The sequence below is a fragment of the Streptomyces ficellus genome (assembly GCF_009739905.1).
Classification (GTDB): Bacteria; Actinomycetota; Actinomycetes; order Streptomycetales; family Streptomycetaceae; genus Streptomyces; species Streptomyces ficellus_A.
Genome location: NZ_CP034279.1, coordinates 1 through 14109 on the forward strand (window position 1 = coordinate 1; position 14109 = coordinate 14109).

Genomic DNA, 14109 nt, shown 5'->3' on the forward strand with positions numbered 1-14109 from the left:
GCATGACACAAGCCGACGTGGCTGAGGCGATGACGAAGGCCTCCGGCGGTGACGCGGTGGTGTCGCAGGGGTATGTGAGCCGCGCTGAGAGCGGCCGGCTGGCGGTCTCAGGAGAGCGGCTGGAGCTCTATGCGGCGGCGCTGGGGTATCCGCCGGAGCTGCTGTGTCTGGATCCGCAGGTGCATGGGGTCGGCGTGGGGCTCGTCCACCACCGCAAGCGTGCGTCGTTGACCGTCTCCGCCCTTCGGCGCCAACATGCCCATCTCGCGCTGACACGGGTTCAGTTGCAGGGCATCGCCGCGTGCCGACCCGGTCTCGGCGTGCGGGCCGCGGCCATTCCCACTGTCGCGCTCGACGCCCTGACCACCGCCAAGGATGCAGCCCGGCAGGTCCGCAAGGCCTGGGGCATGCCGCCGGGCCCGGCGGCGGACCTCACCGCATCTCTGGAGACGGCCGGAGTTCTGGTGGTCGCGCGTGATCTGGGCAGCGGCCGGCTCGATGCGGTCAGCCAGTGGGACGGCACGCAGCCGCCGCTCATCCTGGCCAACCACCACGCGCCCGCAGACCGCTACCGCTTCAGCCTGGCGCACGAGCTGGGGCACCTGGTCCTGCACCAGTCCCCCGGCGACAGCGCCATGCAGGAGCGGCAAGCCGACGAATTCGCCGCCGAGTTCCTCATGCCCGCGCGTGACATCCGCTCCGCCTTCACGCCCGCGTCGACCTGGAACTGCTGGCCCGGCTGAAGCGGGAGTGGAAGGTGTCGATGGCCGCGCTGCTGCGCCGGGCGCAGAGTCTGAACTTCGTCACGGATTGGCAGTACCGCAGCGTGATGGTGGAGATGTCCGCGCTGGGCTACCGCACGGCCGAACCGGTCGAGATAGACCGGGAGCGGCCCCGATACGTCCCCGGGCTGATCCGCTCCGCTCTGGCCGCAGGGATGAGCGAGGAAGAGCTGGCCCGCTGCGCCCGGCTACTGCCCGAGGACTTCCAGCTGCTGTACGCCCCGCGCGAAGGCGCGACGGTGGATTCCGCTTCGAAGGTGAGGCCATGACTGAGTCGTTCCCCTCCCCGTGCCCGGGCGCCGGCTCCGATCCCGCGGAGCCCCCCTACCCTCCTCACACCCCCGTTTTACCTGTGCAGTTGAAGGGGCGGATGCTGCTGCAGGCTGGAGTGAGCCGCGTCGGTTATATCCGCGAGCAGCTCGATCCGGTGCGCAGCGGGCTCGTCGTCAGCGGTCCCGGGGCGGCGGCGAAGGTCCGCAAACTGCGCGAGGAAGGATTCACCGGACCGCTGCTCGCGGATCCCGCCGTCTACACCGTGGCGGCGGCCAGCGAGGACGACCCCTTCCCAGACGTCTCGAAAGGCCAGCTGGCCTTCGGCGACCCGCTGCGGCTGTCGCTCGAGGGGCAGGTGGGCCACCGTGCCGGCGCGACGGCGGCCATGACGCCCACCGGATACCTGCACGCGGAAGACTCCGACGCCCTCAAGGCCGCCGTCCACCAGGTCCTCAAGCTGGAGGACCCCCACGTCTTCTTCAGCGTTCCCATGGACGTGGGGTGGCTGCGCGACGACGCGGTCCGGCAGCTGATCGCCTGGCTCATGTCGTGCCCAACCCCAAGGCGGTCATGCTCGGCGGACAGATGGACCCGCTGGCCGGCTTCTCCCAGGCGGTGGGCAACCTCAAGCGGCTGCTGGCGGAGGTGCCTGGCACAGCGCTGTTGCGTGCCGATCTCGCAGCGTTCGGGGCCCTCGCCCACGGGGCGGTGTTCACCGCCTTCGGCGCCACCAGCAGCGTGCGGCACATCGTGCCGCCCGGCCAGGCCGCCAAGCGGTCCACGGGCGGACCGAACTCGCCCTCCGTGCTGCTGCCGGAGCTGATGGACTTCTTCCTCGGCGAGACGCTGGCGAAGCGGTTCGCCGCAGGTCTGGCGCCGGTGTGCCGGTGTGCGGCCTGCGACGGACTCGTGCTGGACACCTTTATCGACAATCACTGGCAGGTGCCGGTCGCCGCCCATAACGCCGCGGTGCTGATGGAGTGGCTGCGAACGATGGACGCCGTCGAGCCGGCCGGACGGCCCGCATGGTGGCAGCAGCGCTGCCGGCGCGCGGTGGACCGCTACCCGGTCCTCAATGCTGAACTCGACCATCCCGGGTTCAGCGCCTTCAGGGTGCCCGCGCAGTTGCTGCAGTGGGCGCAGACCCCCGTCGCCTCGCAGACTGCGTCCGCGGCACGTCCGGTGGCGGGAGTGGAGCGCGGTGAGGTGTGACTAGCCGATGCGGTGGTGGAACTCCTCGATGAAGCACCACGCTGCGGGGGTGTGGCGGCGCGGGATGTAGGGCCGGGGTTCCAGCAGCATGTCCACGCTCTCGCCGTCTGCCGCCAGGACGCCGATGCCGTAGAAGGCGGCTTCCATCAGCATCTCCTCAGCCGCCGGTGGAGCGCTGTCCAGCAGCAGGGCGCGCCGACAGAAGGGGGCGAAACGGCCGGCTTTCTCGAGTCCTCCGCGCCAGCCAGTGGCGCTTGCCCGCACCACGGCGAGATCAATGGTGAGCGGCCGCACCGCGCGCCGGGTGACCTCACGGCAATCGACGTCGGCGGCGCCGGCCGGAAGCCGCCGTACCGCCGCACGCAGCCGTGCGGGCAGCGAGGCGAGGTCGACGGGCTCGTCGACGGGCAGCTCCAGAAGAGTCTGCAGCGCATCGAGACTGTCCAGACGGGCCGCTGAGACGCGGGCGCGGCGTGCGCATTCTTCCTCGTCAAGGCGGTAGAACAGCAGCGCCTGGCTGCCCATCAGCTGGAGCGAGACAGACAGCGCGGCAGGATCCAGCACGGCCGCAGAGGCTGCGCGTACCGACGTGCCCACCGACGGGCTGGCCAAGGTCACCATGGCGTTCACCCTGCCTCATCCGACTTCGGCCGCACCCGGCGGCCCCGACTATCCCATCCAATGGGGCACGGCCGTCTCGTCCAAACGTTCCAAAATCCCGCACATTCCCTGCCACAGTGCTATGTCGCCGACCGCACGGTAGAACTACCGCTCTTGCCCTGGCACCAGGGCCTGCGGGCGGCATACCGCGTGGGCCAGCTGGGCCACGGCGCAGGTCCCGCACGGCACGGCGGCTCGGTGACGAATATGCACAGAGACGAATATGCACAGACCGGCTTTGTTCAGATCAGGACCTGCTGCGAGATCCCAGCGCGGACCGCGCACATGCCAACCCTGCACGGTGCGCAGACACCAGCCACTGCGGTCCGCGCACCGTCACCGAGGACTCCTCTGTTCGCCGCAGAGAGACCACAGCAGAACGGCCTGAGATCGATCACCTCCGGGCAGGCAGCAAGGGCGGCCGGGCCTCCTGCCGGGCAGGAGGCAGACGTGAGAGCGTCCCAGGATCGCGAAAGAGCCCGGATCGTGTAGATCCGGGCCCCTTCGGCAGTAGCGGGGACAGGATTTGAACCTGCGACCTCTGGGTTATGAGCCCAGCGAGCTACCGAGCTGCTCCACCCCGCGTCGGGGTCCCCCACCGTACGCCATCCCAGCAGGTGCCGAAGACCACCTTCCGGCGCGGGCTCTATGCGGCGAAGCCGACGTTGGTGACGTACTCGTACTGGCCCCACTGCGAGCCGAGGTCGACGATCGTGTCCTGCCACGCGGCGTCGAGGCTCTGGTGGTCGCCGGCCGCCCAGGAGCCGACGATGCGGTCCCAGCGGCGCACGTTCATCGTCCGGTACTCCACCACGCGCTGAAGTTGCTGCGGCACCTGGGACTGGTTGAGCGGGTGGATCTCCACCCGGGTGCCGCGTCCGTCGCGGTTGAGGCGCCTGAGGAGGTGGCGGGCGACGTTGTGGCGGCGCACCGTCCGGTACGCCTGGTCGATGCGTTCCAGGCTGGTCTTGGAGGGGCGGCGTTTGCCCTCCAGCCATGCCTTCAGCGTTCGGCGGGTCACGGTGAGTCCGGCGTCCTGCGCGGCCTTCAGGGTCTGGGGCGACTTCGTCAGGTAGTGCAGGCGCGCCATCCAGCCGCGCTTGGCGGTCACGGGAGTGGCGATGCCGCCCGCGAGTTCGTCGAGTTTGCGAGCGACGGCGTCGCTGCCCTTGATGCCCCGGGCGCCGAACCGTCCGAAGTCGATGTTCTTCTCCGGCACTACTCCCCCTCGCCTTCGTGCTCAGCGGCGTCGGTTCCGGCGGTGTACGTGTCCTTGACCTTGACCTCGGTAACAGCTCGGCCTTCGGCGAAGACACGTCGCCAGTCACCGATGACGTGGAGTTCGTCGGTGCCCATCGCCCGGACGACGGCCAGGCCCTCGTCATGGGCCTTGAGTGCCTTGAGCCACAGATTGGCGAAGGCCTGGCTGCGGATGAGGTGCATCCAGTCCGGACGGTAGAGCTCCCGGTTGTAGTTCGACTCCCCCATCGTGGAGACGAACTTCGAGTACATCGCCTTCACGTACTCCAGCGTCACCGTGTCGCCCTGCTCGATCGCCGTGTCGCGGGCGTCCTTCAGTGCGATGCGGAACTTCTCCAGCAGGTTCTCCGTGGCCCCGGAGGTGTACGACTCGTGGATCTGAGGAGGCTCACACAGCTGGTGCCTGGGGCCGGACAGGCGCAGCAGGAGGCGGAGCGTCGGCTCGGTGACCCACAGGGGACCGGGCTCGTCCCGCTGCCCGATCGGGTTGGGCAGCACCGCCTCGTGCTCCCACTCGGGCGGGGTGATCAGGTGGACTCCGGAGCGGCGGCGGTCATGGGCAAGGCCGGTCGAGTGCTCGAGCTGGCCGAGCGGGAGGTGCGTCTTGAGGGCGGAGAGGTAGGCGCCGTTGATGTCGAGCGCGGTCACCTCATGCCGGCCGGGCGGGAGTTCGTGACGGGTCCACTTGGGGCGGGCTTCCCAGATCTGGTCCGCGCCGCGCGCCGTCTGCTTCTTGAGGATATCGGGGATCAAGGGGTGCGCGATCACGTCGTAGCGGGCGCCCTTACGGGTCTCGTCCAGCAGTCGCATCGCGTCCGGGATGGCCCGCTTCACCAGCGCCGCCGTGGCTGCGTCGACGTCGCCCCGGTACTCGGCAAGCGCGCCCTGCACGGCCTCGCGGATGAGGTCGACCGGGCCGGACGTCTCCTGGAACGCGTGGCGGGCCGGGCCCTTGGAACGCTCCACCGCACGCGCCGGACGTGCCGTGCGCAGCGGCGCCTTCGAGGTGTGCGCGGTGGGGTGTCCGGCTGGCGGGGCAGCTGGGGCTCCGGTGGCGGTGGGCCGGCAGTCGGCCGGGGTCAGGTGCTGAGCGAACCCCGCCACGCGTTGTCCGGCGGGATGGCCGCACAGCACACAGGGCTCGGGGGCGACGAGCAGCTCCACGTCGTCCCCGTCCTCGTTCCCGTCTCCGTCCTGGCCGAGGCCGAGTGAAGACACGGGGGTGACGGTCGCGGCCGTGCCTGACGTGACGGGCTGCTCCGCAGCCGGCGCTGCCTCGGTCTCGGTCTCGGTCTCAGTCTCGGTGGCGAGCTTGGCGTTCAGCCCGTCCAGCAGGTAGGCGTATTTGGTGCGGATCTCGCCGGCCGGGTCCCGGCCGCTTTCCCATCCGCTGAGGGTTGAGGGGCTCACGCCGAGCGCGCGTGCCACCTGTGCCTTGGACAGCCGAGCCCGCTCCCGCAGCTCGCGGCGTACGGGGCAGGGAGGGAGTTCGGCCTGGGGGCCGACGGCGTCGAGCAGCGAGTCGATCGCGTCGAAGTCGCTCACCGGCCCGTCCCCCTTGCTTCGGTCCGCGCGGTACGGCGCCTGTCGGCGGGCAGCGCCTCGCACGCTCTGGTCGGACCCGCCAGGAGATCCAGCGCGCCGATGCCGTAGTGCTCGGCCAGGACGTCGACGTCGCGCAGGCTCCAGGAGATGGTGCCCGACTGCCGGCGCGACACCTGTGTCTGCGTCAGTCCCAGCACCCCTGCGACCGACCGCTGCGATTCACCCGTTACCTGCATCAACGCGGCCACCGCCAGCCGCAGCGACTCCTCCAAGCGCAATCCCATACCACCATCTTACCTGAATCCATGCAACTTACGCATCTTCATCAGCTTTTCACTATCATCAATGCAGAAAAGCTTTCAGCGTTCTGAGGGAGCTGAAGGTTCTCGGGCATCCGGTGTGTCAGCGATCCATGCCGCCGGGATCACGCGGAAGCCGTCGGGCCGCGCGCCGGGCTTCCCGATTCGCCTGGCGCGCCTGTTCCACCGCACGATCGGACAGGCACCGCGGGCACACGAGGTCCACGACACGGCGGTGCAGGGCCCGGCGCAGCCGGAGCCCGGGCGGTGGCGGCCACCCACGGCAGTGGCGGCGCACCGTACGCCCTCCAGTGCCCAAGAGCGCGGCGACCAGGGAGACGTTGCCGGCGTAGCTGGCCAGGAGGAACGCCATCTGCGCCTGGTGGCCGGCCGGGAACCGGGCCGCGAACTCGCTGAGCTCCTCGGCCTGGAGGAGGGTGTCGTGGCGTTCGCAGCGCGGCGTCTTCTTGTTGTTCCGGGCGATGCCCGGCGAGCTGATGTCCATAGCTCAAGAAGCCTGCCGGGGGCTGTCTGTGGACAGCGGGCTGCCATTGAGGGCTTCTCGCCTGCGCCGTCACCGACAGAGGCAGCCGCCCGTCCCTTGCAATCCGTAACGCTGCTCCCCGTGCATCTTCCCGGCGGAGGCTCCAAAGGCCCGGAACCCGCCCTGGGCACCACCGCGGTGGCTGAGGATCGGCCGATGTTTCTTGCGGATGCTCGTTGATCCAGGACAGGCCGCCGATGTCGAGGCGGTGCCGGGTACGGGTGACGGCTACGTAGGCCAAGCAGGCCTCCTTGTCGTCGATCCGGCGGACGGTTCCCTGCCCCGTGTCGTGCGGCGGCCCGTCGGAGGGTGGGGTGAAGTCGTCGGCGATCTTCACCTGCGCCCATTCCCGGCCTTTGGCCTTGTGCGCGGTGGAGACGGTCACCTCGGCCTGGTCTTCGGGCGCGAGATGGGCCACGGCGGCCAGGATGGCGTCCGCGCCGTGGGTGTCGACCAGGTCGACCAGGGGTTGCAGATCGCGGCCGGCGGGGTCGTAGGCGGCGTAGTCCTGCAGATCGCCCCAGGTGGTGAACAGAACCAGTTCGGGGTGGGTGGTGCGGCGTCCTTCTTTGAGGTCGCGGGCTGCCAGGGCCAGAGCACGCAGGCTGTCTCCTCCCCCGGCCAGCGCGACCCGGTGTCCGTCGGACAGCAGCTCCATGACCTGGGCCATGGCGCCGACGTTGGTACGGCACAGGACCGCGTCAGGCCGGGTGACGGGGCCGAGTTCGGTGGGCACGGTGTCGGCGCCGGTGAGACGGATGGGGGCGTCGGCCAGGTACAGCCAGCGGTTGGCTTCCTCGGCGAGGCGGGGGCCGAAGCGCAAGGACCGGGAAGGGGCAAGCTGGGTGCCGTCGAAGCCGGCCATGACGTCTTTGGCGCCGCGCCAGTGGTAGATGGCCTCAGCGGAGTCGCCGACCATGACCAGCTGGGCGTGGTCGCGTTGGGCAAGGAAGATCTTCTCGACGACGGGGTTGGTGTCCTGGGCCTCGTCGAGGAGCAGGAAGTCGGCGTCGATCTTCGGCTGGGTGAGGGCCCAGATCTTGAGGTAGTGGTCATGGTCGAAGCGGACGGCGCCGTCGTCGGGGTGTTGCAGGTCCAGCCATGCCTTGCGGGCGAACGGGACAAGGTGCGCGGCGAGTTGCGCGTGCAGGCCGGGCTCTTCCAGGCCGCGCAGCTGGGGGATGTGGTGGCGGGTGATCGTCGCGTCGGCGGTGTGGCAGAAGCGGGCCACGGTGCGCAGGGTGACATAGGAGAGGGTCTTTTGGGACAGGTCGCGTTCTCCGGCGCGGATGGCTTTGGTGATGCCGAGCGCTTGGCCGGTCTGCCAGGCGGGGCGGCGGGGGGCGCCCAGGCGGCTGGCGCAGCGGTGACCGACGGCGGCGTAGGCCAGGGCGTGGGCGGTCTTGCACAGGACGCTTTTGGGGAAGCGCCTGGTGGCGTCCTGGGCGATGGCCCGGTTGTAGGCGAGGTAGCGGCCGCGGCGCTGGGTGGCGTGGGCGAGCTGGGTCAGGGTGGTGGTCTTGCCGGTGCCCGCGCCGGCTTGCAGGGCCAGGTGTTCGCCGGCGTGGAAGGCGTCGGCCGCGGCAGCCTGTTCGTCGGTCGGGTTCAGCATGGCGCGGCTCCGGAGGTGCGGGTCAGGCAGTGCCCGACGGCCGCGAGGAGATGGGCTGGGGTGGTGTGGGCGAGCAGGTGCTGCAGGGCTCGTTCGAGGCGGTCGGCCTCGGCGTCGGCGTGCTGGGCCAGTGCCCGGTGAATGGCCAGCTCCAGGAAGCGCTGAGGTGTTTGTGCTGCTTGGTCGGCCGCTGCCCTGAGGGCGGTGTGTGCGGCGGGCGCGAAGGCGACGTTGAGGAGGACCTTGCCGCTTCGGTCGGGGTAGTGCGTGGGCAGCCAGATGGATCTTTGTCGTCAGTCCGCCGCGAGACCGGCCGATGGCGTGGTTGTCCGGTTCGCTGATCGGTGCCCCTTTTTGCGGGCTCGCCCCCCGGCCGCCTCCGGCTGCGTGCTGGTGTGCGCGGACGATGGTGGAGTCCACCGAGACGGCCCAGTTGAGGTCGCCGTCGGCGTCGGCCTGGGCAATCAGCGCGGTGAACACCCGCTGCCAGGTACCGTCGATGGCCCACATCCGCAGTCGGTTGTAGACGCCTCGCCAGTTGCCGTACTTCTCCGGCAAGTGAACCCACTGCGTTCCGGTCTGGAACTTGAAGGCAATCGCGTCGATCACCTGCCGGTGATCCCGCCAGCGGCCACCCCGCTTCGGTGTCCGGTCCGGGAGCAAAGGCAATCGCGTCGATCACCTGCCGGTGATCCCGCCAGCGGCCACCCCGCTTCGGTGTCCGGTCCGGGAGCAACGGCTCGATCCTCGCCCACTGCGCGTCAGTCAACGGCATGCCCGACCAACGATCAGATGATCGGAGAGTGGCGGACTAATCCCCCGAGAAGGCAATGCGGAGTTCTTTGTCAGAGCGACAACGCAGGCCCCAGGCCAGTAGAGTCGAGACGGCCTGGCTCTCAGCGCCTCGCAGCCGAGCAAGATCTGAACCTTCAAGTTCCCGCACCATCTGGTCCACTGCCTCACCCCGCAGCAGGGTCTCCCCGTACGGATCGACGTCAGCCAGGGTGGGCAGCCGGTGTCGGCCCAACGTTTCCAGGGCCGCCCAGAGCTCACCATCGACGACTATCCGCTCAAGTGCCCCTGCTGCGGGACGCGGTCCTGCCTTCCGTCCGGTCCGAGCGGTTGAGACCCCGCGCCGCAGCTCGATGACGAGCGTCATCGCACCCCCTCGTTCTCCCTCGGACATCAATCTTACCGAGCAACAGCTCACCTTCATGATCCAAACGAGACTGCCTAGGCCCGCCAGAAGATCACTTCAGCGACTTGAGAAACGGGCACTGATTCCTTACGCCAGTGTGCGGGAACGGGCTCCTGTGCGGGTCCTGGCCTGTGCCACTGCTGCCGGCGGACTGAGGTCGGCTGGCGGGGGAACGGGGATCCCGATGTCCTGCACGATTTTCATCATCTGTGGTGAGGGAAACACCCCGAGTTCCCGCTGCAGGAACGCCTGGTATTCCTGGTATGTCTTCACGGCGCAGGCGTGGTTGCCCTCAGCGATGTGCACCTCGATGAGGATCCGGTGAGCAGTCTCGCGAACGGGGTCGATGGCGACGGCGACAAGAGCGGCTTCGAGCGCTGCGAGGTACTGCTGTTCGTCGTGCATTCGCTGCGCCAGGCTTTCCAGGGCGTGCACGCGCATCTGGTCCCACCGTTCGCGTTCCAGGGTCAGCCAATCGTCTGTCCAGCACGGCAAGAGCTCACGGCCTAGTGCGCCGACAATGACGTCGGGTGCTGCGGGCAGCGGCGAGGCACGCTCAGCGAGGGTGCGGGCCTGAGCCCATGTCTCGTGCAGGTCCACCCTCACGGTGTGGGCCAGATGCAGGCGCGGCCCTGCTATCTCGATCACCGCTGCTGTACGTGCTCGTCTGGCCTGGCACAGAGCCGAGCGGAGATTCGCGCCGGCTCTGGAGGGGTCGCAGTCCGGCCACAGTTGCTCGGAGGCAACGGTTCGGTGCATCCCATCACTTTGCAGGGCCAGGAACGCCAACAGTCGCTGCGCGGCCAGCGGCAAGGTGACCCGACCACCGTCATAGATGAAGTCGAAACCACTCAGCAGCTTGAGAACGGCTTTCGCAGACACAACCCCCACTGTGCAACTACCAAGTGCATATCGCATGCGCATGTGAATCGAGCACGGGGTCAGACACTGCGGCGGGTAGCCGCTGGCCTAAGCAGGCGAAGGGCTGTCCAGCGGCAGGAACGCTTGGGGGGCATCTCAGCAACGCTTCCGCAACGCATTCGAGCGGTCGGGCAACGTTGGGCCAACGCGCTTGCCCGAGTGTCAGACGTGTGAGTTTCCGGCAGGAAACCACCGGCCAGGTGATCTGAAAGAAGGCGCCATGGAGATCCGCTCGGTACTCAGGGACGTGGCAGTCCCCCAGGAGGATCTTTTCGGAACCTCCGAGGTGTGCGTCGCCGTGCTCGACGGGCCGGTCGACCTCACGCACCCGTGTTTCCAGGGCGCCGACGTCACGCAGATCGACACGCTCGTGCGCGAGCCCGCCGGGCAGGGGCCCATGTCGGTGCATGGCACGCATGTGGCCAGCCTGCTCTTCGGCCAGGGGACCAGTCCGATCACAGGCATGCTTCCACGGTGCCGCGGGCTGATCCTTCCCGTGTTCCGTGACCTGAGCCCGGATCGCGTTCCGCAAGTGGATCTTGCACGGGCCATAGAGCGCGCCGTGCAGGAGGGAGCGCACGTCATCAACATCAGCGGCGGTGAGCGCACGGCCGATGGGCAGGCGGATCATCTGCTGGCCCACACCTTGCAGCGCTGCGAGGAACTCGGTGTCCTCGTCGTCTCGGCGGTGGGCAACGACGGATGTGACTGCCTGCAAGTACCCGCTGCTGTGCCGAGCGTGTTGTCCGTAGGTGCGACATCCGCCGTGGGGGCACCTCTTGAATTCAACAACTGGGGCGCGGTCTACCAGCGCAACGGCGTCCTGGCGCCCGGGGAGGACATCGACGGCGCCGTCCCCGGCGGTGGCCACCGCCTGTTGACGGGAAGCAGTTTCGCCACACCGGCAGTCGCGGGCGTAGCCGGCCTGCTGGTGTCGGCACAGGTCCGATCGGGTCGCGAGGCGAATCCGAAGGCCGTGGGGCGGCTGATCTTGCAGACGGCCACTCCCCCGGCGTGTCTGCCTGACGAGAACGCTGAGTGCCGCCGCCATCTGGGCGGGCACCTCAACGCAGCCCTTGCCTATCAGTCGATCGTCGCTCACCACACGCCGGTGGCACGCGAAGAAGCGGCTCAGAGAGACCAAACCCGCATAGGCGCACCACAGCAGCTGCCTCAGCTCGCTACCGCGGGCGTCCAGCCCTCACAGAGGGCTACCCACACCACCACGAGCCAGAAAGCCACCTCCATGGAAACCACAGGCCCTCCCGCCGCGCCGTCACAGGAACTCGGCGCTCCTGCGGAGATCGCAAGCCCGTCGCCGCAACAGGGGTCCGTACCGTCAGACGGCCTGCGCCCGTCCTGTACTTGCAACGGTTGCGCAGGCGACACCACACCACACGGGGCCGCAGCGCCGGCGAACAACGAGCAACCTCTGCTTGAGCAGCACGACGATGCGGCCATCGTCGACGAAGTCCGTCAGGCTTCGCTCCACGCCGCCGCCACGCCTCCCGGCCCCGGCACGACGTCAGGGGCGGTTCCCGCTGCTCCCACCATGGCGGCCGGACCACCGTTGCCGGCCGGAGGCGTGCGCCCCGCGTGCTCAGCGACCCAGTACGGCCCACGCCCCTTGGTGTATGTCATCGGCACCATCAACTACGACTTCGGAACCGAGGCACGTCGTGACTCCTTCCGCCAGGAGATGCCGGACGTCGAAGTGCCCGGTCCTGACGGCCCGGTCGTCTACCCGGCCAACGTGTATGACCCGGGGCAGATGCGCGACTACTTGTCCGCGGCTCCCTGGGAGTGCGGCAAGCTGCACTTCACTCTCGAGATCGACAAGATGCCGGCCTACGTCCTCGAAGCCGAGCCCGCGGTGGGCATGGAATGGGGAGGGCCCGTGCCCCCCGCGCCGGACGAGTCGGATGCCACGTACAGGCAGCCGCGCATGCCCGGAGCGTCTCCAGAGCCGCCCACTTCGCTGTCCGAGCATTGGTACCCTCCGGTCTCGCACGTCTACAAGGTGCTGCGCGACGCAGTCTGGGGACAGTCCCGGCCTCGGCAGGAGATCAACGAGTACGTCTCACGGGTCTCCATCCCAGGGGTGCTGACCGACCGCACCGCACGGCTGTTCAACGGGATGACACTGCCCGTTCTGGAAGTACAGAGCCGTGGCATCGCAACCTGGAATGAAGCCAAGCTGGTGCACTCGGTGACTGACAGCGTCCTCGATGACGCCAAGGAGCGGGACGTCAGGATCGACAAGGCCAACCTCGAGAAGACCATCCGCGCGCTTTTCGACAAGCTGTACAACCAGTTCCGCAACCTCGGGCAGAGCTCTGCGGACAGGGCACTGAACTATGCCGGCACCAACGCCTACCAGTTCGGCAGCGACATCATGCAGGGGCTGCTGTCAGCCAAGCACGTTCCTGGGCCGGAAGACCGCCTGTACACGCTGGATCGCATCACCGTCTCCAAGAGCCCGTTCAGCCGTCCCAATTCGGACTGCCAAGACGTCTACATCAGCTTCATAGACCCGGAGAACGACCAAAGAGCCAGGGTTACCTACGTCTACACCATCGATGTCAGCGACCTCCCGGGTGTGAGCCTGGTGCCGACCCGGACGTTCCTCGGTGACATGTAACACCGCTCGCCTCCTCACGCGAAAGCGAAAGAAGCTCGTGATGAACGGCAAAGACAAGCACTCCAGCATGGCGTTGCCACTGCAGGCACGCCCGGTGAATCGAGAGTCCACCCCTGGGGTGGCGGCAGGCGCGCAGGCGGGCCCGGGCGTAGAAGCAGCAGCTCGCTGTAGCCAGATGAAGGGACTGGCCCGGCAGATGTGCTACGCGTCCAAAGGCGCCTACGTGTGAGTCGGTCATGGAATCCGCACCGATGCCACATGCAAGAGGGCCGCCGCTGCCTCGTACGCACTCGGATGAACCAGGGGAAGGCTCCAGCCTTCCGCAGTATCGGACGAAGGGAACGACCATGCGCAAGCAGACCGAACGGGTGACGGACAGGCGGCAGAAGCCTTCCGGCCTGGCGATGCCCCGACAGGCACCGCCCATCGACCGCACCGGCGCCACCACAGCCCACTCCCCCGGCACCAGCCCCGGCGTCGAGCCGAGCGGCTTCCTCACCTCGATGCTCTCGAAGCTGCTGCCCATCTGAGGCGACACGAGACAGCCGGCGGCGGTGCCGTCGCCCCTCGCAACGGACCGCCGCTGACTGCCCACAAAGCCCTAATCCCCCAAGGGAACGACCATGCGCAAGCAGACCGAACGGGTGACGGACAGGCGGCAGAAGCCTTCCGGCCTGGCGATGCCCCGACAGGCACCGCCCATCGACCGCACCGGCGCCACCACAGCCCACTCCCCCGGCACCAGCCCCGGCGTCGAGCCGAGCAACTTCTTCAAGACGCTGACCCGGATCCTCGATATCTGACCTGAAGGTCCCGCGTAGGCGCGAGGCAGTGCGCCTCGACCGCCCGCGCGGGACCGCCGTCCGAGCGACCAACCATGGGCACCTCGGCCTCAGTGACCAGGCCCCCGGGGTGCGCCTGTGCTGGAGACACCCATGAGACTCAAACTGCCCCTCCAGGGCTCGATCGACCGAGCCGTCCCCTACAGGCCCTTCTTCATCAAGTCCCCCTACAAAGAGGACGGCGTCATCAAATGGCGGCAGCACGAGATCGGAGGTCAAAACAGACACGACCCGGGTGACCCGGGGCCCTGCGTGGATCCGGAGCAGTGCGACGACTCCGTCGCTGGCGTGTCAGAAGGCGAGGCGCTGTGACCCGTTTC

The 14109-nt window shown here is 68.5% G+C and carries 14 protein-coding genes, 1 tRNA gene and 2 pseudogenes; 7 read left to right on the forward strand and 10 right to left on the reverse strand.

The window, feature by feature from the left end; translation table 11 throughout:
• The coding region (locus EIZ62_RS00005) for an ImmA/IrrE family metallo-endopeptidase (protein ID WP_156690658.1) at nucleotides 1-743 on the forward strand (743 nt) is incomplete at its 5' end.
• Between the two features lie 20 nt (nucleotides 744-763).
• Entirely contained in the window at nucleotides 764-1051 is a 288-nt protein-coding gene (locus EIZ62_RS00010) for a hypothetical protein (RefSeq protein WP_156690659.1), read from the forward strand.
• A gap of 77 nt (nucleotides 1052-1128) precedes the next feature.
• On the opposite strand, the gene EIZ62_RS00015 is transcribed toward EIZ62_RS00010, so the two are convergent.
• A complete protein-coding gene (locus tag EIZ62_RS00015) occupies nucleotides 1129-1527 on the reverse strand; it encodes a hypothetical protein (protein WP_156690660.1) in 399 nt (132 codons plus the stop codon).
• Nucleotides 1528-1604: 77 nt separating this feature from the next.
• On the opposite strand from EIZ62_RS00015, the gene EIZ62_RS00020 reads away from it, so the two are divergent.
• On the forward strand, nucleotides 1605-2267 hold the full coding sequence (locus EIZ62_RS00020; RefSeq protein ID WP_156690661.1) for a hypothetical protein: 663 nt from the start codon (nucleotides 1605-1607) through the stop codon (nucleotides 2265-2267).
• Here the strand turns inward: EIZ62_RS00020 and EIZ62_RS00025 are convergent, their stop codons facing one another.
• The 9 genes and pseudogenes from EIZ62_RS00025 to EIZ62_RS00070 form a co-directional block, all read right to left on the reverse strand.
• The gene (locus EIZ62_RS00025; protein WP_156690662.1) at nucleotides 2268-2897 is read right to left on the reverse strand and encodes a hypothetical protein; all 630 of its coding nucleotides are present in this window, start codon (nucleotides 2895-2897) and stop codon (nucleotides 2268-2270) included. It abuts the gene before it with no gap.
• Nucleotides 2898-3438: 541 nt separating this feature from the next.
• A tRNA-Met gene (locus tag EIZ62_RS00030) sits at nucleotides 3439-3512 on the reverse strand.
• Between the two features lie 61 nt (nucleotides 3513-3573).
• The gene (locus EIZ62_RS00035) at nucleotides 3574-4146 is read right to left on the reverse strand and encodes a transcriptional regulator (RefSeq protein ID WP_156690663.1); all 573 of its coding nucleotides are present in this window, start codon (nucleotides 4144-4146) and stop codon (nucleotides 3574-3576) included.
• Entirely contained in the window at nucleotides 4146-5732 is a 1587-nt protein-coding gene (locus tag EIZ62_RS00040; protein ID WP_156690664.1) for a helix-turn-helix domain-containing protein, read from the reverse strand. The genes EIZ62_RS00035 and EIZ62_RS00040 overlap by 1 nt, the downstream gene beginning before the upstream one ends.
• The gene (locus EIZ62_RS00045; RefSeq protein ID WP_156690665.1) at nucleotides 5729-6016 is read right to left on the reverse strand and encodes a helix-turn-helix domain-containing protein; all 288 of its coding nucleotides are present in this window, start codon (nucleotides 6014-6016) and stop codon (nucleotides 5729-5731) included. Before EIZ62_RS00045 ends, EIZ62_RS00040 begins: the two co-directional genes overlap by 4 nt.
• Before the next feature lie 140 nt (nucleotides 6017-6156).
• Nucleotides 6157-8187 carry a UvrD-helicase domain-containing protein gene (locus tag EIZ62_RS32200; RefSeq protein ID WP_425281866.1) on the reverse strand — a complete coding sequence of 677 codons (2031 nt, stop codon included), beginning with the start codon at nucleotides 8185-8187 and terminating at the stop codon, nucleotides 6157-6159.
• A gap of 312 nt (nucleotides 8188-8499) precedes the next feature.
• Nucleotides 8500-8796, reverse strand: a pseudogene (locus tag EIZ62_RS32875) (transposase); the annotation flags it as partial.
• Between the two features lie 64 nt (nucleotides 8797-8860).
• A pseudogene (locus EIZ62_RS32095) lies at nucleotides 8861-8962 on the reverse strand (transposase); the annotation flags it as partial.
• A gap of 510 nt (nucleotides 8963-9472) precedes the next feature.
• On the reverse strand, nucleotides 9473-10267 hold the full coding sequence (locus EIZ62_RS00070; protein ID WP_167536291.1) for an AfsR/SARP family transcriptional regulator: 795 nt from the start codon (nucleotides 10265-10267) through the stop codon (nucleotides 9473-9475).
• A 259-nt stretch (nucleotides 10268-10526) separates the two neighbouring features.
• On the opposite strand from EIZ62_RS00070, the gene EIZ62_RS00075 reads away from it, so the two are divergent.
• The 4 genes from EIZ62_RS00075 (at nucleotide 10527) to EIZ62_RS31810 (ending at nucleotide 14101) form a co-directional block, all read left to right on the forward strand.
• Nucleotides 10527-12947, forward strand: a complete 2421-nt coding sequence (locus EIZ62_RS00075; protein ID WP_156690668.1) for a S8 family serine peptidase — start codon at nucleotides 10527-10529, stop codon at nucleotides 12945-12947.
• Between the two features lie 347 nt (nucleotides 12948-13294).
• Complete coding sequence (locus tag EIZ62_RS00080) at nucleotides 13295-13477, forward strand: hypothetical protein (protein ID WP_156690669.1); 183 nt, start codon at nucleotides 13295-13297, stop codon at nucleotides 13475-13477.
• A gap of 93 nt (nucleotides 13478-13570) precedes the next feature.
• Nucleotides 13571-13750 (forward strand): hypothetical protein, encoded by a 180-nt coding sequence (locus tag EIZ62_RS00085; protein ID WP_156690670.1) that lies wholly within the window; start codon nucleotides 13571-13573, stop codon nucleotides 13748-13750.
• Nucleotides 13751-13882: 132 nt separating this feature from the next.
• Nucleotides 13883-14101, forward strand: a complete 219-nt coding sequence (locus EIZ62_RS31810) for a hypothetical protein (RefSeq protein ID WP_167536292.1) — start codon at nucleotides 13883-13885, stop codon at nucleotides 14099-14101.
• The last annotated feature ends 8 nt before the right edge of the window (nucleotides 14102-14109 follow it).